Origin of the sequence: Legionella sainthelensi, assembly GCF_900637685.1 — a bacterium.
Classification (GTDB): domain Bacteria; phylum Pseudomonadota; class Gammaproteobacteria; order Legionellales; family Legionellaceae; genus Legionella; species Legionella sainthelensi.
On record NZ_LR134388.1, the window covers coordinates 2,250,805 to 2,272,297 of the forward strand.

Below are 21,493 nucleotides of genomic sequence, written 5' to 3' on the forward strand. Positions count from 1 at the left end.
AAGAAAATTTAGAATAAGTCCCTCCCTGCTGTATGAGATGATAAAACATAGAAATTTTTGTTAAATAAGCGACAGAAATCGGTAAAAAATAATTTCGCTAGTACCATTGATTTAGGTAAATAGTGTTTACTATCTAAGTGGATGCTATGAATATCTTCTGGTTGTAAATGACGCCTCAAATGCTCTAGATAGTCTGGATGTTCTAACCAGCGCTGCATCAAATGAGCATCGACTTCCAAGTGAAATTGAAGTCCTATACTATTACGATAACAAAACGCTTGCACGCATTGCTTGTTTTTTAAAAGGACATCAACTCCTGAGGCTGTCTGGTTTGCAAATTGATGCCATTGAAAAACATGGATTGGCTTATCAAACAACTCAAATAATTTATGCTCACCGCATTTATCTACTTGTATCCATCCAAACTCAGGTTTGTCTAACGCATAACAGCACCCACCCAAAGCTATATTTAACAATTGAGAGCCTAAACAAATACCGAGTATAGGGATTTCTTTGGCAAGTGCTACCTGTAACAATTCTATTTCATGTATTAGGTGCGGGTACAAATTCAGCTCGTTAGGATGCATAGCACCACCTAACACAACAATACCATGATAACGATTCATATTCACTCGTTGATGGGGATCTCTGGCAAAATTGACATAACGTATACGCAACTTCATCCTCTTTAAGGTATGAATAATAATACCTAAAGGTTCATAAGGAGAATGTTGTAAGACCAGAATCCGTGCCATTATCAATTAACCTGATTAGTTGTTTTAAGTATAGCTTGAGACATGGGCATTGAGATTTCAACAGGTAATCAAATGCTTCAAATTATGAGACAACCGCTCTGTAAAAACACTTCAAGGACAATCGTGTTCATTTAATTCATTGATTTGCTCTTAAGTGTATTACCATTCCTTTTATCAATTATTACATATCCTATTCCAATCAGTAATGAGATTCTAATCTTTACTTAATTTTCACTTGTTATAATGTGTCACTTACCTTCTTGTTCAAATATGGAAAATCAATATGATTGAAGTAGCTAAAAAAGCCCTTTTAGAGAACAACAAAGAACGTTTTAAAAAAGCAATTGAATTATGTAGCAAACAACAACTTAATGAAGTTGATGACCAAGGCAATACTCTTTTACATATTGCCGTACAGAAAGGTTCATTAGGTTTCGTAAAAAACCTACTTGCTAAAGGAGCAGATATTTCTCTACTGAATAAGAAAGGAGACAGTGCATTACACCTCGCAGTACAACAAGGTTATTTTAATATTGTTCATGAAATGCTTGGAATATCGCAAGCTGCAAAAGATAGAAAAAGAAAAGCAAAATGGACTGATAAAGATCGTAGCGATAAACTCACGCTCCTTAAAAGCTCTGAAAGTAACGCATTGGCATTACTCAACGTCCCTAATAACGAAGGAGAAATTCCACTTCTTATTGCAGCCAAGCTAAAAGATGATCTTATCTATAAAAAACTCTTACTGCTCGAATCAGCACCTGGTTATTCAAAAAGTCAGATTGATAAGGCCTTAAATTTGCGACAAAAACATATAGGACACTTGAAAAGTAAAAGTTTTTGGTCAGCAGTTTTGGAAACATTTTGTCCTTCCGCATCACTTGCTGAATTAACCGAATCATTTGCATATACAGGATTATTGGCAGGAGCAAGCGCAGCGGTGGGCTTGGGCTTGAATATTGCCTTTGCCGTTATTTCCGTCCTGGGATTTAGCGCCATCATGTATGCAAACTATAAAAAAAATCAATCTGAAAAAAATGCTGCAGGGGAACTGGAAGAATTACAAGCAGAACAAGCTTTTTTACAAAGTATTAGAAAAAGGGTCGCCTATCTTTCTTCGCAAAAATCCTTAACATCTGAGGACAAGAACGAACTAGGATTGATGAAAGAGGAATTAAGAAGGTCTATTCAAAAACCAGTACTTGTCAAAGGTGATGAAAAAAATGCAGCTGATTATGTAACCAGAAAAGATAAGGCACTTGCTGCATTAAGTTCGGTTGGCAGCTTTTTATGCACTTACTCCGGTTTATTAGGTCTCACAGGATTAGGCTTGGGGATTGCAGCTACAATTATGGGGACTAGTTTATCTGCTCTTATTGTTGCTACAGGCCCTATAGGAATAGGTGCTGCTCTGGGAGTGGGGTTAATATTGGCTGGAGCTTTAGCCTATTATCATTATCAAACCAGAAAGCAAGGCTATATGGTATTTGGAGAACAGCGAGCGTTTATCTACAAGCTCCAATACACTATTTACAAAGAACAGCAAGACCTTATTCATGGTTCCGATAACGTGCTTACCCACATTGATGAGCTGCTGCAAGGTCCATCCACAAAATCTATAAAATCTAAGATTGAAAACCCTATCCCAGAGAAAAATACACCTAAACCTGCTCTTGAGAAGTACAATCATGGACATAAACCGGGTGAGATTTGCTCTATAGAAATAAAACAACTAAATAGTAATGGTTTTATGAAGCAAACTCCAAATTTAACGAATAAAATAATGCCTAAAACTCTTAATCCTGTGGATGAGCCTATAGAACCACCTAAAAACCTAAGCATCACATAAATAATTTATAACAAAGACACGTGTTATAGAGAAAATTATTTAGTTAATAAGCCATAGTCAGGGGATTGATAGCGTTCTCCCCTGGGACCTGATTTGCTTACTTTAAACAGACTATGGTTGATTAACGAAGAACCAATTTCATGATGATTATCACATGCAAATTTCACTGTGTTCTGATGAGTTGTATTACTTTTTAACCAATCTCTTAAATAATCAATAAGCTCCTCTTGCCTGCTGCCAATTGCTTTATTCAGCGCTATTCGTACTGCATTTTTGTCTGGGGCATTTATTTCGCATAAATATCGAACAATTTCCGAGTGCTGAAATTTAACCGCTAATATAAGTGCGTTTTTAATAGTGGATTGATCAAGTGCTTCCATTTCATTTAAACATAAATATTCAACGATCTCTTTTCTTCCCTTTTTTGCAGCAAGAAGCAACGATTCCTTTAGAGAAGATTTGCTTGGCGGACTCATTGGATTACAACATAAAAAGGTAAACACTTCCGTATGGTCATGATTAATTGCTTGATACACAGCCTGGGTAATCGCATGCCGACTTGGTTTATTAGAAGAAGTCATCGAACAAAAATACTCAATTAAATGAAGATTTCCAGTTTTTGCCGCAGTTATAACCCCTTGCTCAATCACTGATTGTTCTGGGGGCTTAGTTAATGAGTTACAAAAGTAAGAGACTAAATCCATCTGCCCATTGACAATAGCTTGTTCAAATGCATTTTCGAAGGTAGATTGAGATATTAATTTTTCAGGCGCATCATAAAAATATTGAGCTGTGCTAAAAAGGCCGAGCTGACAGGCTTTTATAAAAGTTCGCCCTATCACTGCAGGACGTGGAGTATTGGACGATAAATTGCAAAGTGTTTGTATTATTTTTAATTTTTGATTAAGCGCTGCTTGTTCAAATGCTTTTTCAACAGTAGATAATGTAGGTTTGTTTTCTTCAGCTTCAGCAATGAATGAAATAATGTCAATAGCTTCTATCTCAATTGCCAAATTAAATAAGCTATTGATCACTGATTGCTTAGGCAAAGCAAAAGTAGATTGATAGAAGTAGGTAACAACATTCAAGTGGTTATTGATTATAGCCTGTTGCAAAATTGTAGCCACTTCATCAATAGATGGTACGTAATCATAAGTATCATAAAGATATTGGATGATATCTATTTGCCCTTGCTGAGCAGCAAAGCGCACAATTGCCTCTATTTCATTTTCGCTTAAAAGTGTTTTATCGGAGCGCACAAGATAATCTACTATGTTCCATTGATTTTCTTTTGCTGCAATTAAGACTGCTTTATTAAGGTACTCTGGGGCAAGTTCATCTTCAAAAAGCTTGATTAAACCGAGGTTACCGTATTTTGCCGCTTTGAGAAAAGCGGTTTTACCTTCATATTCCTTTTTCATCCAATCTAATCGCCCTACTGGATGAGTTTCTAATTTTTCAATAATCTGCTTTCTCAGTAATTCATTATCTATAGTCGCAAGAACTTCAATAAGTATTCGTTCGTACTCACTAACTGCATCCGAAGTTATAGGAGGCAACGACAGTGCCTCCAAAAAGACATCTAAATCAAACTCTTTTCCATGATGAAGAAATGCAATTTGCGCAATTTTTGCCTGAAATGCATATTTATCGCCAAGATTAAATTTCGTGTGTGGTTTGATAAGTGCGAGGGCATTAAGTTTTCGCGTCGCATCAAACCAGCTATCCTCAATGATCTGGTAATTGCGGCTATTAAATGGGACTTCTGCTGTTTGCTCTAGAATGCAATCATTAAATTGCTTTGCAATTAATTCATAACGTTGCAACAGTAAACGTCCACTATCTGGGAATTTATTTAACTGTCGCAGCAATTCTTCATCTTCAAGCAGATGTGGGTATCGCATCAGATTATCAACAAGTACTTGAAATACTGATGGTGTTGCAGGATTTTTTTTCCTCAAAAAGGCCATGAATAAAGCTGTTAGTTGGTAAACAATTCCTGAATCATCAGGATGTTTTTTAGAAAATTGTTGAATAATCTCCGTACTGTTTTTTTCGTTAATTACATCAAACAACTTAGGCTTATAAGGTATTAAATATAATACAGCCCCCTCATTATTAGACAATAGTTCTTGGACAGTCATTTCATCAATTAAATCAGCAAAATTTTTTAAGACCGATGGGGAATATTCAGATGCAATTAACTCAATCATTCCTGAAAGTTCTTCGATAACAATTTGTGGCTTATTCAGTGCTTGTTTTAATGTTTCCTGCCACTTTGGATTAGTATATTCATTTGAGTGAACTAATGCTTCAATTAAAAAAGGAAGTCCAAAAAATTGATGCAGGTTTAAAAAATTTTCTGGCCCTTGTGAAAATTGGGATGGATTTTGGTGTGGAGAAATTGATAGAAGTTTATGTTCTTGAAACACACCATTAAGTGAATATTGCTGTAGCCCACGTTCATCACTAGCTGTTTTCTTCACTAATTCCAAGAGCGTTTTCGTCTGGGGAAAACGCTCAAGCAAAGCATATAATCGCACAATTTCATTATCCCTATCATGTAAGGTAAAGAAATGATACTTAAGAAAATCATGAAGCAAATAGGTTTGTAGTATTTTTTTAGCACCAACGCCACGATGTAATAACCAAAGTATTAATGCGGCAAACTGTTCTGTATCACCTATATGTTTTCTGAATAATCCCACGAGTCCCAGGGGATTTTTTTGATACGATAATAACTTGTTTAAATCCAATAAATTTCCTTTAACTGTGTCAGCATCTTCATCAATTTTTTTCTTGTATAATGTAAGATCTACTGTTTTTTGAATTTCATCATACTCTTTGAATAATTTTTTGTTTTCATTATAAAATTCAAGCGTACTTTCTTGATTCTCCTGTAGTAAAATCAAAAACAATGCATTCACTTTAGTTGCTAACCGAATTTGGGGTTGCTCTTTTTGTGCTTCAGACAATAAATAGTTTAATGTTATGAACAATAAAGAGTTTTCTGAAAAGTGTTCGCCACAGAATTTAAGGTATTTTATATATAAATTATGTTTTTCCAATTCATTAATTTTCTCAGCGACAACACCATTACTGTACCTGGCGATACGCACTTCTCTCAGCATTGCTTGAGACGATTTCTCTGCTTGACTTAGCTTCAAATCAAGTAGATCTCGGGACAAAACCATATCGGAATAATGAAGTGTCTCTTCATCACCTTGAAGCCAGTTAAACAGTTCTTTGATGTCCATATTTTGACTCGATAGAAAAACATAAGAATAAGATGTACTACAAATGAACCCAAGTCAATCTAATATTTACTTAAAACATATTGCAAAGATTTTTAGAAAGCTATGCAGATCAATTTTATACTGCACATAAATATAACTTGGGAATGTTTGTTAGTTTTATATCCTTTTCTTCCCTGAAAAAGCACAATGAATAAACAAAAATCGCATTGTCTGTTTATTAAAACACTTCAGCGATCTTTGTTCATTAATAGGTTTCGCGCATAAAAATTAATGGAGCGAATAGTGAGATAACTATTTGCTCAGCTATCACAACTTTATTTACCCGTAACTTCCAGTTCAAAAGCTATATTACCACGTGTAGCATGGCTGTAAGGACAAATTTTATCGTGAGTTTCCTGTACAAGCTCCTGGGCCTCTCCAGTGGATAGCGAGGGAATATCGACATTCATTTTGACAGCAATGCCAAATCCTCCTCCCTCACGAGGTCCAACAGAAACATGACATGTAACAGTCGTACCTGCCACATTTTTCTTATGTTGGCTGGCCACGAATTCTAATGCGCCACCAAAACATGCCGCGTAACCTGCAGCAAAAAGATGTTCTGGTGTTGTCGTATTAGGCAAACCAGGACCTCCCATTGCCTTCGGAACAGAAAGGTTGACACTTACAGAATGATCAGTAGTTTCCGAATGACCGTTTCGGCCACCTGTATTAATTGCCGTTGCTGTTACGAGGGTTTTGATGGTATTGGCCGACATTTGACTCTCCTTTTGGGGTTGATTGATAGTGGTAACGAATCATTTTAACATTCACTTAAACTATCAGTTCCTATATAGCTCGCAATTTAAAGTGTAATCAGTATAATTAAAAATTTTCTGCCAAAGTGCAAGTTCTCATGCGATAAATTAACAGAGTCCACGCGCTAGCTTTTTAAAAGAGCAAATAAATAAGGATATAATTCATGAAAATATCTATCGTATTCGTAAACAACAAAAAATCAAATCCCAATGATTTAATCGCTACTTCCCTAGATAGAATAAAAAACTATATTGACAAAGAATTTCAGAGTGAGTATCAAATTCAAGAGTTAGAACACTCAATTACTAAAGAAAATCTAATACTTAATTTTTCTTGCAGAACCATTAGCAAAGAAATAGAAAATAACAGTCATGTCGAAGAAATACAAAGCCTTCTTACCAATAAAAATCACCTAAAAAAATCTTTCACATAGATAATACATCTGATATTAAAGAAATAATCATTATTCCTACCAAAAGATTAGAAGCAATAAAAAGATCAATGCGGATACAACAAAATAGATCCTTATTTTGCAGATTACTGCGCAAGACATCTTTCCTATTGCAAGGATATATTAAAACGAGATGTTCAGAATATCACTATAGAATATGAACAAAAAGGAAATAACGATGAACATTGCACAGGAAAGCTCGAAGAAAGATACATTAAAAGTTCTTTAAATAATACTCGTGCATCGAACTTAAATAATATTTATCACTGTTTTGCAACTGCTATATTGAAAAACGATGCCCTCAAAAACAAACTCTTATCCTCGGGAATCAGATCTGTTCTAATGAAAATAATGAGGTTGACATTACCCTGGAAGTTGAAGTTTCTGATGAAGCATACTACTCCTACTCTATCAAAAAATCTCATTCATTATTGACTCCTTACTCTGAATCATCGCCACTTCTCACAATGGGTATGTATGCAGTCAAAATAAATGGTGAAGATCCAGATCCTTTTGAACATACACGTTTATTAAGCAGCAGTAATTACTTTTAATTGCCTATGATACTTACGACAAAAATTAATTGCGTTTTCGGAACCCGTATTAACTTAATGCGGGTTAAATTTGTTTCTTTATATTCAATTGCCTTATGACTTTTTTCAATTGTGATTTCATGATTTGCTGATGAAAAACACGAACTATTTTAAAGTAACACTTTCCCCACATATTATTAAATTGAATAAGCGTAGTAATGGTAATGGCCTGATCAGCCTTTTTTAAAATCATGCGCACATCCAAATGCTTGTCATTCTCACCAAAAAGGAGTGCGCTTTCTGTTCGATTAAAAAGCCTAAAAAGTCCAATTTTTTGACCAATAACCAAGTTAGAGACACGCTCTTTATCTTTAGCAATTGATCGTGTTTTAAGGCCCATCCATCCTACCAAGGCATTTCTAATGATTAAAAGCTTACGCGCCCATACAGGCGAAGAGTTAAAAAATAATTGAGCGACTGTTTCAATCGCAATATTTGAACTATCAATACACTCCCCTAAAAACGCGTCGGAATAATCAATTCTTGGAAGTGCATCGCGAATAAGGTCATTATTAAGTACCGGAATTTTTTTATCACGAATGGTTGCGAATGATGTGTCGAATTCAATTTATATACCCTATTGCACTAATAGGGTATATATTGAAGGGATTTATGCTGAAAATCAAACGATACAGCCTTAATGATTAGCGTTCCTATTCCGAGTCCACGTTAATTTATTTTCGGAATTGTGCTAATAACTGCAAGGTCCTGTCTTTTGATATCTGTCCAACAGAACTCAAATCAGTAAGCTGTTGGCCTTGCTTATCATAAAACAGCATGGTCGGAATACCATAAATATGAAATGCCTGACGAATCTTAGCTACCTCATCTGTTTTTTCACTGATATCAACTCGAAGATTTACAAAACCCTGCATTGCATTAATCACTGTGGCTTGATTAAAAACATGCTTATCCATAGCCTGACAGTCGCTGCACCATCCAGCATAAAACTCAATAAAAACGCGCTCATTATTTGCCCTGGCCTCAGCTAATTTAGCATTAACTTCGTCAAGAGTATGAACCTCGGTAAATGGAGATCGAGACACAGGTTGAATTACAGAAGTAGGCGTAAATGTTTGATACGTTAAAGCCCCTGCCCCCATTATAGATAATAGGGCGATACTTTGCATCAACCGTCCAACTAAGCCTTGCTCCAGACGAAAAGCACCAAAAACCCAAGCGTTCATGAGCAAAACAACAATCCATAACAAATCAATCCAAAATTGGGGTACAACACGACTTAATAACCACACTGCCATAGCAAACATCATCATGGCAAATACTTGTTTGATACGCACCATCCAAGGCCCTGAACCCGGTAAAAAACGACCGTATCCAGCACCAACAATCAACAAAGGCAGTCCCATTCCCAAAGCCAAAACAAATAATAATAAGCCTCCTTGAAGCACATGATTGCCCTGAGCAATATAGGTTAAGATCCCAATTAAAGGTGCGGTGACACAGGGTGATACAACCAATGTAGAGAGAACGCCCATTAAAGTTGCGGAAATAATTCCATGTTGTCGTGAGCGATGGGAGGTAAACTGCACAAACGCTGGTAGTCGAAACTCAAAGGCACCCAACAACCATAATGCCATCAAGATGAATAACACGCTGAAACCTCCGATAATCATCGGCTGTTGCATTAGCGTTTGTACCGTCGAACCTAACCATGCAGCCAACATTCCTGCTATTGCATACGTAACGGCCATCCCAAGCACATACCCTAAAGACAATTTAAACGCTTTGGAGCCAGTATTAGCACCTTGGCCGGTGATGATACTAGAAAGTATGGGGACCATAGGTAAAACACAAGGAGTAAACGCCAACAAGACACCCAAGCCAAAAAAAATAGCCAAATAGAAAATCGGGCTATGATTTTCGATAAACATCATCGTATCCGCTGGGTTAATACCAATGCCCGACGCAAAAGTAGAATAGGACATAAATGTCATAAATAAAGACAAAATTAGTTTTTTCATTTTGATTCCTCGAAAAATTATTTTTTAAATTTAAAAATAAAATAGAATCAAATAGGAGGGCGATAAATTTCATCCAATGGAGAGTTGTATTTTGAAAAAACAAGTAAAAAACTTAACAGTCCAAGAAGACATGGTAATATTAATTTAGATGTCAAATAAAATTCATCTTGCAGCCAATAAGGGGCAGAAAAACAGCCGTTGTTCATAACCTGCTGGGGAGAACACGGTGTTACTGCAAAGGAAAGAAGCGCAGGCGAACTTACACTTTGTTTTGGACATGTTGGCAACTTGAGCGGCGCAATAAGTAGAGCACTCATAAGTAACAGCATGACAAGCGAGCGATATTTGTCCATTCGTTTACCTTATCATACAGCATACAAAAAATCAATGTTTCCTTATCTGAAAGGTATTTAAAAAATTACCTAAATAGAACGATGGACACTTAATCAAGTTCATTTACAATAATGGTGCTATAAGGTTTCTATTTTATAAAGGTATATAACATGTTTCGTAAAATACTAAACGGTATATCTCTACTAACTGCTGGTTACACAACTTATAAGTTAATCAATGAAACACAAAGAGAACATGAAATCAAAACTAAAGTGGGAATAGCTCACTGTGACGATCTCGTTAAAGACTCATCAGAGTTCGAAGAAATTGGCAAGCCAATTCATGGAACGCTTTCATCATCCTATGTGAAACATAAAGATACTGGGAAGATATATGTTAAAAAAGGAGCTCATTCTCGTGAGGATATAGTAAAAGAACTCATGATTTCTAATGCGCTTCATGAAATTCGGGAAGAACAACCTGAATGTCTCATCTTGCAAACAAAAAAAAGAAATGGCTTCCAATATCATACTTTATCCCGCAAATTTGATAATACCCAAGATGTTGAGGATTTTGTTCGCCAAGGAAAAACAGGAGAATTAAAGGAAAAAAAGTCGTGGGATTAGAGGAGACACTCATCACAGATCACATTCTTGGTAAACAATCAGATACCAAACTTGCAAATATGATTGTTCGTGATGATGGAAATCAATTAGTTTTTACTACAATTGATCATGAGCGGGCTGTTACCCCAACTGCCATTAGCTTTTTTCATCCAACCACTCCTACGTACCCCACCAGTAAATGGGTTCTTATTCGATCCATTCATGATTTAAATGAAAAAAATGAGGATAATCACGCGGGACTTGCTGGCGATCCCAGAGCAAAAGAGTTTGGTAACCTGGCTGTAAGCGTTATGGAGGACAAGAAAATTGATGACTATTATGAGAAATTAGCTATAGCGAATTTGAATCCCGTTATAGACCAATGTAACAGGCTTGCGAAAGAAAGTAAAAATGGTCTGGTGAAACACAGTGACTGCGTCGGCTACCAATTCTTTTTTAAAGAGATGCAAAAAAAGCTCATGAACAAACAAAAAGCGCTGAGTACCGAAATAATAATTCAGTGATCCACTAAATGGATAAAACTAACTATATCTTTAGAAAATTCGTCTCTGTTGACTGCTTGATTTATGTAGAACAAACTGCTTGTAACTCATCTGTTCCTAGATTGATTAGATTGATTTGTGTACCTGATTCAGCACTCACAGATAAACTACTATTGCTTTTAACCTGAATTAGAGTACCTTGACCCGTAGACAATTTTTTCCCATTAATAATGCCGCTATTTTTTAGTACATTAATTTTAATTTTACTGTTCTTTGGATGGACACTTTGCACAATGCATGTGGCATTCAATGTCCAAAGAGTATTGTTTGAAAGCAATTTCGTTTCATTGGGACTGAGTTTAATTACTTTTTGTGCGTTTGCTTGAAAACAGAATAATTCAAAAATGAGAAACAGAGACAAAGTTATAGTTTTATTCACGCCGCATCCTTAATGATCTCGATATCAAATCGGGTCAACTATTGCAATTCAAGACAATATTTTAACCACCAAACATTAAGGATTTATTAATATATGTTAACAGCTAGTTCGAATTCTCTGTACTGGACAAAAAACCCTATGGAGTGGTTCTCCAAGCTGGATCAGGAATTAATTGATTAATAATATGTCTAAACTCTTTGATTTTATTATTTTTGTAGTTTGGTCTGGTTATTAAATCTCTAATAAGATCCAATCCATATCGAAAGAAACTATACTGAGGCCGTTTTTGCTTTCGGATTTTTTTAATGGGAATGGCTTTTCTAATAGCTCGCCATTCACCTACTTTGTGGGCCCATGCAAAGGCGATGGCAAGAAAGGCAATGATTTTTTCAATACGTATTATTTGAGTCACATGCGTTTCCTCAAATCGAAACCCACGTCCTTTTAAAGATTGAAACAAAGATTCAATTTCCCAGCGGCGCAAATAACATGCAATTGCATTTTTGGGATGTTGGTTTGTTACAACAATCAAGAGCTCTTCCCGAGAATTTTTACTCCCGGCCAAGTAAAGCGGTTGTCCGAATAAATGTACTCTCATGCCAAAAACCTGCTGTTGAAAAGGCTGAAGATGTGAAAATAGCTGGGCGGAGGTTTTAAATTTTTTACGTCTAATACAGATATCCATATTCCCTTTGATGCGTAAATAAAAGGGAATATTCTCTTCAATCAGCCATCCAATGAGCGTCTTATTAGTAAATTCTCTATCAGCCAGAACACCTTGTATACGTTCTTTGCCGAAGAGATTGATAAATCGCGAGATAAGAGCAATTTGTTCCTTTGCTGTCGTGTTGCCTGCTTTGTTTAATAGAGTCCAAAATAGTGGGATAGCAATCCCTTCATAGCAGACAGAAAGCATAAATATGTTTATTTTCGCTTTACCAAAAAACCAATTCGTTCGGTCAATGCTAATATACAGTTTCTCGTTATTTGTAAAAAACAAATAGAATAACCACCGCGCTATTGATGTAAAATCAAATGTATAACCAGAAAAAAAACGATAAATTCGTTTATAGCGCGAATCAATCTCCGTTTCAGATGGCATGCTTACCGCAATTTCTCTGAAATTTATCGTCCGACAGATAAATAAGCCAACTAATGCTTGAGCAAAAAAATCAATTCGTGACTTGTGCCAATTTAATTGCTGCTTTAATATCAACTTCAACTCGCTGATTTCATTCATGTATAACTCCTTTTTCGCGAATCGAAGTATACTTATTTAGTTTGATATCAGCGAGTTACCTTGCCTTCCTTCTGTATTCCCCTTTATTCCTTAATTTTTTGTCCAGTACAGAGGTTCGAATTAGCTCCAAATAACTATCTCTGGACACTTTTATTTAGCAAACAGTTTCTCTTCTACTGGAGCACATTTTTAGTTTTTCAATTTGACAGTAATTTTGAGCCTTTTCTCCAACGGATTGTCTCTAACTTTGGGAAAAAAGGTCCTAAATTACGAATAAAATCAAAAGTCATAATGCATGCACCTAAAGCAAAAACCACATCTCCAGGTAATCGTAACCATTGCCACAACAGAGTTGTATCATAAAATTCGATGCTTCTTGAATGGGCATAACCATGCTCATAAACATCCATTAATTGAGACCATCCTATAGGGAAAAAATTGAGTACAATCCATAATAAAAGGCCGAGGTTATAGAGCCAAAATGCCCATGTGCCCAAGCGATCACTCCACGATATACGATCACCAGCGGCATAACGCAAGCAAAAATAAATTAAACCAAGGCCAAGTAGTCCAAAAGCTCCGAACAATGCAGTATGCGCATGGTTTAGGGTTAAAAAAGTTCCATGTTCATAATAATTAACCAATGGGGCATTCAGTGTCCCACCACCAAATACTCCAGCTCCAACAAAATTCCAAAATGAAGCCCCCAAGATATAAAGGTAGGCCAAATTATAGGTAAAATCACCTTGGCGTTTAATCAATTGTCGATGTTCAATTGCATCAATAATGAGTAGAACTAAAGGCAAAACCTCAATAAAGGAAAACATTGAACCAAGAGGCACCCAGATATCTGGGGTACCTGTCCAGTACCAATGATGTCCTGTGCCAATAACCCCTCCTAAAAAAATAAGAATGGTTTCAAAGTACATGGTTCGCTCCGCAAGTACTCGAGAGACTAAACCTGTTCCCATCAAAAGATAAGCAGTGGCACACGCTGCAAAAAACTCAAATGATTGCTCAACCCACAGATGAACAACCCACCAACGCCAAAAATCAGTAATGGTAAATGATTTTTCAATACCTGTTAATGGAATCATTCCAAAACAATACAATACAGCGACATTAGCTGTACTGGCCCAGAAAAGATGCTCCAACCGAATACGCCCAGTCCAAAATTGTATGGTTGCTTCTTTGATCTCATTCATACCTGGCCACATGCCACGAAAAACGATAACGCTCCAAAGAAATAATCCCAGACAAAATCCAATTTGCCACAAGCGACCAAGTTGCAAATAAGAAAGTCCTTGGTTACCAAGCCAAAACCAGTATTGATCGATATATCCCATAATTCCTAAATAATCGCCAATAATGGCACCACCCACAATAAAAAGAGTGACCCAAAACAAAACACTAACTAAAAAACCTTGGCCCTTTGCCTCTTTATTACTAATAATTGGCGTCATAAATACTGCAGCACTGATCCAAGAAAGAGCAATCCAGACAATTGGAGTTTGTATATGAACATCACGTAAAAAATTAAAAGGCAAATAATCATTAATCTGTATACCGTAAAAATATGTACGATCCGAATAATAATGCGCCATAATAGCTCCTACACCAATCTGAAGGAGTAATACGAGCGCAACGATCATAAAATACTGCCCTACTTTACGCTGACTTGATGTCAAGGGTTTAAAAGTCATAAAAAGTGGGGTTTTAGGAGCATTATCAGGCCCAGCAAGGTAACGATGATAAATATATAAAACAGCCCCAAAACCCAAAAAGACGAAACAAAATGAGACCCAGGTCCAGTAAAAAGTAGATGGCGTTGGGGTATTTCCCATAGTAGGCTCATAAGGCCAGTTATTCGTGTAGGAGCTGTTTTGTCCAGGACGATGAGCAATCGTAGTCAATGAAGAGTAAATAAGAAAATCAGCTGTTTGCAAAGCACTTTGATTATTCAAGCTATAAGCTTTTGTCCAGCCACTTTTTGGATCATGATTCATTAAAGTAAATGCAATTTCCTGTTTAAGTTGTAGAATTGAATCAGCAACAGGCTGAGGAAAAATACTAATAGATTTATTTAATTGAACATTTTGTAACTCATGCTGCATGCTCTTTCGGACTAAGTATTGTTTCTCCTCAGGTAATTCGACAAAAGAGGTACCATAGTTTAGTTGGGATGTTTTTTCTTCAATAAGGCGACCTAAGCGGAGTAAATATTTTGCAGTATAATCCTCTCCAAAATAAGATCCCATACCATAAAGACTTCCATAATCCATCAAATCTGCACGTTGAAATCCAGCTTTTCCTGCAACAATATCCTCTTCAGTCATGATGACCTGGCCTGATTGGGTTTGAAATTGTTGGGGTAAAGGTGGAGCAAGTTGGTAGGTTTTATAAGTGCCCCATATCAATACAACAAAACAGACAAGAGCAGTGAGCAATAAAATCCATTTTAAAACTAAAGCGACTGGATCATTATCTGATTGAGAATATTCTGACATCGCCCTTTTATTTTGAATCATTGTTTCACTCCATGAAACATCGTTTAATTACTTTAAAATGATGCTCATAAAATACATCACTTAAGATGGGCTGAAAAGCCCAACCATCAAGAAAAATTATTCTTAAAATTTATTTGGGTGTGTTGTTCAATACAGACTGATTGTTCTTTTAGAACCACAGACATGGACTCATAATTCTTGAAGATATTAAATGGATTAATTCTCGTTGTATCCTTACGTTTCAGAATAAACTCCTTGCTAATTAAGTACACAAGGAGCATAAACTAAAGGTGAGATGAGAGTAGCGGGTAATAGCTACACCAAATTTAAAACGCTCCTACGAAAATAATGTTTTAGCTTTTATATGTTACCGTTTTTGCGCGAACAAAAAACCAAATAAACCAGATATTGGCCTTCCCTGTTCATCTTGCTTATGCAGATGGCCTACTGTTTCTTTATATTCAAGTATAGACCACCCACGGTCTTGATACAGATGATAAAGTTCCTCTTTTTTCGGTAAAAAAGTGAAGGAACCCGGGAGTGAATAAAGATCTGATTGAATAGGAAAAATTAAAAAATGATAACCATTTTTATTGGTCACATCTTGAAGCTCCCCTAACAATTCAGGAACGCGTTGCGCTTCTAAAAATTGCAAAGTGACTGTTGCAATCATTAAATCAAAACAATTTGCTTTAAGCTTTAAGGGGTGATTTAAATCATGCAAGATACAATCGACCCCAGAGAGTACTTCTTTTTGCACTACATCTTGAATTGTCTGTAATGCCGATTGATTGTAATCAATCCCTGTAACCTTATGGCCCATTTTTGTTAAATACAACAAATTCCTACCTGAACCACAGCCTACATCAAGAATCGTTAAGCCTTGTAAATGGCGCAAATAAACCTGATAAACATACACCAAATCACTGTGCGCAGCACCCAATCCATATTTTTTATTAAAATAACGTTGAGGCATACAATAAAACTCAAGGTTTGCATGAAATGGCTCACTAACAGGAATAATTTTATGCCATGCTGCAGGGGGAATCAGTAATTGGGAATGTAGTTTATCGATTCGGGTACGTGACAATTCTTGCCCCTGGCCATTTAGGAATACAAAATCAATGGCCCCCTCTCTTAGAGAAAGCCAGCCCCACGTTCCTTCTTTGGTACTGTGCTTTTCCAGAAAAAACTTCAATTTTCCATGACTGTCAATTTCGGTCTGTTTATAGCACATTAACTCACTGTATTCTGATTTCATGATGCGCCTTTTATTTTTTGTTGTTGATAATTTTTAATTCACTATTTGTTTTATTAGGAACTAGTTCTAATTCAAGGTTGATTAAAAGGGTGCGCTCGTTTGCCAGTTTGTCAGCTAATTGATGGTTTACATCCCTATGTTCCTCCTCATCTTTACGCACTGCCAGTAGCACCTCACGTAATTGTGCATTGGAAGACAATCCCCAATAACTTTTAGCGATATCGGGCGCAGGACAATTTTCAATATGCCCTTCATACAATTCTTGTAAATAATGGGTATAGCTGATCACAGCTTCTTCTTCAAGATAACCAACAAAACGATGAGCTGTTTTTGAGGAAACAACATACATTAAGAAATATAAAATTACGAAAATAGCCTGTGCTATAAAAATAATAAATCGTTCAAACCAATTAGGCTTGGCAATATGCATAAAAGTAATCAAATGCATTCGCTCATTTTCTGCCTCATCCAATAAAGTTTTAATCCAACCCTCATCATTTTTGATTTTTCTTAAACAGCGTAAATGCAATAAGGCAGCCCCAACCATGCCAGGCACCGCGGCTACTGTTTCTAGTACTATAGCTCGATTTCCATAACGTTTTTGAAAAAATGTGTCCGCAAAAAATCGAAAAAACTTCACAAGACCATAGGCAAATTTATCACTGAAGGTTTTTGCAGGCTTATGGATTGCTGACATGATATCCTCCTTTCCGGTAGTTATATCAGGTATTATAATAAAGATGTATTTTAAATACAACTTTAAAAATACTCACATATCTATTTTATCGATGATAAGCCTACTAATTTGATACCCATTTCAAGTGCAAAGAGACTGTATTTAAACCCTTATTACAATGTTGTACGAGATAAACTTTTTGTGAGGCAAAAGAATAAAAATCGACTCATTTATTGTCGACAAACCAGCCACATTTAATTCATGATCAGAGAATGGATCTCAGATGTTTTAAAAAATATCTATTATCTCTCTTACAAAAGAGCCTAGTCTAATTTACATCCAGTAAATTGGGATTATGAACAATTTTATCTTTATCTCTACGCGATAATTTTTTAATGTACCGCTCAACTTTCATTGCTTTTAATTTACCTTCTGTGATTTCCCAAAACTGAGCAATTTTTAGTGGCTTAAAACTTCGCGTGTACTTACATCCACCGGTTCCGTCAACATGAGACTGGTAGCGCTTTCCAAGATTATTAGTATAACCTGTATAATAAGAATTGTTTTCACAAAGCAACATATACACCCAATAAGATGAACCGCTCATCCCCAATACTCCTTATGAAATGGTTTCTGTGCCATAATTGCCAGGGTAAAAATATGAAAAAGATGTCCGTTTACCGGTCACTTTACATAATAAAAATAGTCGAATCAGCAAGCAGCTCTAAGTTTGCGGAAAATAAATACCCATTTTCGCTTTCTCCTCTTCCATCTCTTGAATTCCTAATTGAATCATTGTTTTTAAAATAACTTCTGGATAATAATAGCACGGTGATGATGGAGAACGTCTTGTCCCCTCTCTGTGCGCTAATTTCATTGTCTCAAGAACTTCATCATAAAATCTCATATCATCTTCATCTGTAGTAGCAATAACCCCATCAAGATAAAAGCAACTCTCACAAGACGCTATATGGTTTCTATCATTATCGAGTAGCACAAAATGCGTATCCCGAAGTTCTGGAACTGGACGAAAAAGACCGTGTAAACGATAAGCTTTTAAAAGTGAGGCAATATTTTTTTGCGGTAACCCCAGTTTTTCACTGTCATGCTGTGGATTGAGAAATAAAGATTGGTTAAAACGATAACTGGCTTTTTCTGATAAATTGCATAATTGAGAAATAATAGAAAGTACAGGCCTTAGCCATAATCCTGAGGTAAATATAACGATATCATCGCCTGCTTCATAAATACTTTCAATCATCGTTTTGAGCTTATCAGGATTTATAACAAAAAATAATAACCACTATTTACAATATAATTTGAAAGCGTATGCTGAGAATGAATCCGCTTCAACTTCCTTATACTCTCATAAGTATTCCCATGCTGCTTAAATTCAAGCTCGTCCAGTGCAATAAATGTTGTTTCATCAAGATCGAGTAATAATGTTGACTTATACGACTTCTTCGGGAGCATTGGTCACCTATAATCAATTTACTTAATTTATATTAAAACAACTACTTATTTTGAGAAACACTCATTTTCAGTACTCTTAATTCCGAAGATAATCGAGCCAACGTGGGTTCAATAAAAATAAAATACACATTCCCATTATTTTAATGTATGTTACTTACTAAAATATTTATTACTCGGTTGCAAGCAATGACCATCTATTTTTTGTTTGGTAAAACGGGCTCAGGAAAAAGTTACATAGGAAAGCTACTCGAACAGCTAAACATCCTCCATATCGATGGCGATAAACACATTACACCCAGGATGCTAGACTGTTTAATCGAAGATGAGCAAATGACCTCAGACATGATTGATGAATTTGTTAATGTTTTGATTGATGTTATCAAAACACAAAAAGAAAAAACTCCGACACAGAGTTTTGTTATCTCACAAGCCATGTATCTCGATAAAAACCGACTTAAATTATTAAATGCTATATCTGAGCTTAAATTTGTAATGATTGATGTAGCACCAAGACTTCGAGAAAGTTTTATCACCAGTCGATTTCAAAATAAAGAAAGTAAAGTAAGCCCGCAATATGCTAAAGAGATGGATAAATTTTTTGAGAAACCTTCCCATGAAATAATACTATTTGAAAACAATGAAAAAACAGATGAAATCCTTATCGAACAAATCCATGAAAAAATGCCGGCTCTCTTTAACAGCGTGGCAAAAGAAGAATTAAACTCATATATGCAACTACAATTTAATTAAACCATAAAATGATGCCCGCGAAATACCATTAAACTGAAGTCACAGGAGATACTTTGGATCAATCGCTAGTTGTTGCCTACAGATTAATCCAACCTTTATAATTAATATCCAATTACAAAACGATTGATATGGCTAATTTGCATATTTGCTCGTCCAAAACTAGGAGGAGGGAAACCAGGTATACTTGGGTCATACACACCTATCCCTTCGCCACCAGCGGCAAGATTAACGTTCAAATAATAGCCATTATCAAACCCATTTGTTAAAGAGTCAAACATAACTTCCGCCTCTGTTAAAGGCATAGGTACATTTAAAGCTAGATTGCATCTGTTTGACTCCACGGTACAACATCTTGGGCTAGAGCTTGTACACCATATGAGTTGCTGCTCCCCATTAACCTCTCTTTCTGCGCTAAAAATCATGTTACCTGTTGTCTCGCTTTTCTTACGAGTTATAGTTAGAGAAGTATATTTGATGCCATCATAGTACCAACCAAGAACATAACTAGTAACCGAGATCCCATCTTTTTTCTCCCACGTAAACCCATAGTTATGCCAGTTAGATGAATCCGCAACCGGATATAGAGGCACTATCTGTCTGTCATAATCACCTATATTATTGATATAATTCCATGAGGTTGCAGTTTCATTTGCTAAATAACCATAATGTATTGAACCAATAATAGGAGTAGTTGTAGTCCAGCCACCGTTGATTAGTTCCAAAATATCAATTTCCATAGCAGATGGCCAAAGATTTTTTGGTGTAAAGGTTTCTGAATTAAAGCGAAAGGTATCATCTATATAAGGTGACATCATCCATACGGCAGGCCACGCTCCTTTTTGATAAAGCTGGTCCATTGTTACATTAGGATCATCTTTTTCAACTCTAAGTCTAATCTCTATCCCACCATGATGAATATTTTTTCCATGAGAATCCTTATTCACATAAAAACCGTTACGATATGAATAAAAAGCTCCTGATGTGTATGTGCATGTTCCTGTAGATACTTTAGCCCGATTATTGGGATCTACATACCCTCTTCCTATGCATGGAAAATCAGTGGAAGGGATCGCTGATAATTTAATAAAAGCTGGGGATTGCGAGTTTTTTGGAATAAAAGTAACATTTTGGGGTAAGTATTCTTGATATTCTTGTGTCCCAACATGATAACCATTCACAATAGTAAAGTAATTATCAAAAGTTGATTTCTCTCCACTAAAAACTGAAAGTTTCTCGGTACATAAATTTGTATCACATAATGACTGAATGTTTTTTATATTAAGGGAGTTTCCCGCACTAGGCTGATAACATTGAAGGGTATTACCTCGCTGACATACTTCTGGTCCACTCTCTATATTATTTTTCAACTCGCTTCCATCTACATACAAACCTAAAATACAAGATTGCTTATATCCTAGCGTAAAGACATTGGTACAATATCCAGCGCTTGTTATTTGACTTATGCCTGGTATGGGCGTCATCACCAACGAGTGAGTTTTTTTTGAGTTGTTGGTGACTGTATATTTTACGGTTTGTTTATTGTTTCCAATTATGATTAAATTAGTGTCAGTCAAAGGCACAAATGTCCATAAAGGACTTGCAGTAGAAGCCATCGCTATGGATATAGAGAGAAAAGCCCATAACACAAAAAATATCTTATTCATGAAGTAGCATTTTTTCATATTGTGTCCGTACATTAAAAGTGAGCATGGATGACAAAACTCGCGAGTAAGCTATTGAAGTCACATCTAGTCAGGCAACTCATGCCCCATTGACTAGACCAATTACCACGAACTTTATTTTAGATATTATCTTACGTATAAAGAGCAACAGTCAATTAACCAGTTCTTAAGTTGGCAACAAAAGAGGATAATCCAAGTAATTTATCAAATTTTCGAAAGATAATACGTGATCTGGTTATGAAAAATTCATAGGCTTTAAGCGAAAATTTTCCATTAGAAACCAATGTTCGAGTCACATCTTTTTAAATTAATTAGTGATTAAAAATGCGTTAAACCTTC

General features: G+C 35.9%; 19 protein-coding genes. 5 read left to right on the forward strand and 14 right to left on the reverse strand.

The features are described from left to right. Positions 1–8: 8 nt before the first annotated feature. Entirely contained in the window at positions 9–755 is a 747-nt protein-coding gene (locus EL220_RS09920) for a type 1 glutamine amidotransferase (RefSeq protein ID WP_232002370.1), read from the reverse strand. 283 nt (positions 756–1,038) lie between these two features. On the opposite strand from EL220_RS09920, the gene EL220_RS09925 reads away from it, so the two are divergent. Next, positions 1,039–2,604: an ankyrin repeat domain-containing protein gene (locus EL220_RS09925; protein ID WP_027272335.1), complete on the forward strand. Its 1,566-nt coding sequence runs from the start codon at positions 1,039–1,041 to the stop codon at positions 2,602–2,604. Positions 2,605–2,639: 35 nt separating this feature from the next. Here the strand turns inward: EL220_RS09925 and EL220_RS09930 are convergent, their stop codons facing one another. Both EL220_RS09930 and EL220_RS09935 read right to left on the reverse strand, forming a co-directional pair. Next, complete coding sequence (locus EL220_RS09930; protein ID WP_027272336.1) at positions 2,640–5,861, reverse strand: ankyrin repeat domain-containing protein; 3,222 nt, start codon at positions 5,859–5,861, stop codon at positions 2,640–2,642. Positions 5,862–6,175: 314 nt separating this feature from the next. Beyond that, positions 6,176–6,619 carry an organic hydroperoxide resistance protein gene (locus tag EL220_RS09935; RefSeq protein ID WP_027272337.1) on the reverse strand — a complete coding sequence of 148 codons (444 nt, stop codon included), beginning with the start codon at positions 6,617–6,619 and terminating at the stop codon, positions 6,176–6,178. A gap of 203 nt (positions 6,620–6,822) precedes the next feature. On the opposite strand from EL220_RS09935, the gene EL220_RS18940 reads away from it, so the two are divergent. Then, a complete protein-coding gene (locus tag EL220_RS18940; protein ID WP_232002371.1) occupies positions 6,823–7,092 on the forward strand; it encodes a hypothetical protein in 270 nt (89 codons plus the stop codon). A 636-nt stretch (positions 7,093–7,728) separates the two neighbouring features. Here EL220_RS18940 and EL220_RS09945 read toward each other — a convergent pair. The 3 genes from EL220_RS09945 to EL220_RS09955 form a co-directional block, all read right to left on the reverse strand. Continuing rightward, positions 7,729–8,271: a DUF2867 domain-containing protein gene (locus EL220_RS09945; protein WP_331852666.1), complete on the reverse strand. Its 543-nt coding sequence runs from the start codon at positions 8,269–8,271 to the stop codon at positions 7,729–7,731. A 106-nt stretch (positions 8,272–8,377) separates the two neighbouring features. After that, positions 8,378–9,685 (reverse strand): protein-disulfide reductase DsbD, encoded by a 1,308-nt coding sequence (gene dsbD / locus EL220_RS09950; protein ID WP_027272340.1) that lies wholly within the window; start codon positions 9,683–9,685, stop codon positions 8,378–8,380. A 47-nt stretch (positions 9,686–9,732) separates the two neighbouring features. Further along, the gene (locus EL220_RS09955; RefSeq protein WP_027272341.1) at positions 9,733–10,038 is read right to left on the reverse strand and encodes a hypothetical protein; all 306 of its coding nucleotides are present in this window, start codon (positions 10,036–10,038) and stop codon (positions 9,733–9,735) included. A 150-nt stretch (positions 10,039–10,188) separates the two neighbouring features. Here EL220_RS09955 and EL220_RS19570 point away from each other — a divergent pair, with 150 nt between their 5' ends. Together EL220_RS19570 and EL220_RS19575 are read left to right on the forward strand one after the other, a co-directional pair. Continuing rightward, positions 10,189–10,644, forward strand: coding sequence for a hypothetical protein (locus tag EL220_RS19570; protein WP_269470989.1), 456 nt, complete (start codon positions 10,189–10,191; stop codon positions 10,642–10,644). After that, positions 10,635–11,147: a hypothetical protein gene (locus EL220_RS19575; protein WP_269470990.1), complete on the forward strand. Its 513-nt coding sequence runs from the start codon at positions 10,635–10,637 to the stop codon at positions 11,145–11,147. Before EL220_RS19570 ends, EL220_RS19575 begins: the two co-directional genes overlap by 10 nt. 61 nt (positions 11,148–11,208) lie before the next feature. Here the strand turns inward: EL220_RS19575 and EL220_RS09965 are convergent, their stop codons facing one another. The 7 genes from EL220_RS09965 to EL220_RS09995 all read right to left on the reverse strand — a co-directional run bounded on the left by EL220_RS09965 (position 11,209) and on the right by EL220_RS09995 (position 18,510). Further along, positions 11,209–11,565 carry a hypothetical protein gene (locus EL220_RS09965; protein WP_027272343.1) on the reverse strand — a complete coding sequence of 119 codons (357 nt, stop codon included), beginning with the start codon at positions 11,563–11,565 and terminating at the stop codon, positions 11,209–11,211. Positions 11,566–11,701: 136 nt separating this feature from the next. Further along, entirely contained in the window at positions 11,702–12,805 is a 1,104-nt protein-coding gene (locus tag EL220_RS09970; protein WP_232002372.1) for an IS4 family transposase, read from the reverse strand. Between the two features lie 197 nt (positions 12,806–13,002). Then, the gene (locus EL220_RS09975; protein WP_051544770.1) at positions 13,003–15,333 is read right to left on the reverse strand and encodes a nitric-oxide reductase large subunit; all 2,331 of its coding nucleotides are present in this window, start codon (positions 15,331–15,333) and stop codon (positions 13,003–13,005) included. Between the two features lie 346 nt (positions 15,334–15,679). Continuing rightward, the gene (tehB, locus tag EL220_RS09980) at positions 15,680–16,573 is read right to left on the reverse strand and encodes an SAM-dependent methyltransferase TehB (RefSeq protein ID WP_027271960.1); all 894 of its coding nucleotides are present in this window, start codon (positions 16,571–16,573) and stop codon (positions 15,680–15,682) included. A 10-nt stretch (positions 16,574–16,583) separates the two neighbouring features. Next, on the reverse strand, positions 16,584–17,270 hold the full coding sequence (locus EL220_RS09985) for an alternative oxidase (RefSeq protein ID WP_027271959.1): 687 nt from the start codon (positions 17,268–17,270) through the stop codon (positions 16,584–16,586). Positions 17,271–17,577: 307 nt separating this feature from the next. Beyond that, the gene (locus EL220_RS09990; RefSeq protein ID WP_027271958.1) at positions 17,578–17,856 is read right to left on the reverse strand and encodes a GIY-YIG nuclease family protein; all 279 of its coding nucleotides are present in this window, start codon (positions 17,854–17,856) and stop codon (positions 17,578–17,580) included. A 117-nt stretch (positions 17,857–17,973) separates the two neighbouring features. Next, positions 17,974–18,510: a hypothetical protein gene (locus EL220_RS09995; protein ID WP_232002373.1), complete on the reverse strand. Its 537-nt coding sequence runs from the start codon at positions 18,508–18,510 to the stop codon at positions 17,974–17,976. A 398-nt stretch (positions 18,511–18,908) separates the two neighbouring features. On the opposite strand from EL220_RS09995, the gene EL220_RS10000 reads away from it, so the two are divergent. Then, positions 18,909–19,472: a zeta toxin family protein gene (locus tag EL220_RS10000; protein ID WP_027271956.1), complete on the forward strand. Its 564-nt coding sequence runs from the start codon at positions 18,909–18,911 to the stop codon at positions 19,470–19,472. A gap of 101 nt (positions 19,473–19,573) precedes the next feature. Here EL220_RS10000 and EL220_RS10005 read toward each other — a convergent pair whose 3' ends face one another. Beyond that, positions 19,574–21,136 carry a glycoside hydrolase family 16 protein gene (locus EL220_RS10005; RefSeq protein ID WP_232002375.1) on the reverse strand — a complete coding sequence of 521 codons (1,563 nt, stop codon included), beginning with the start codon at positions 21,134–21,136 and terminating at the stop codon, positions 19,574–19,576. Positions 21,137–21,493 lie beyond the last annotated feature (357 nt).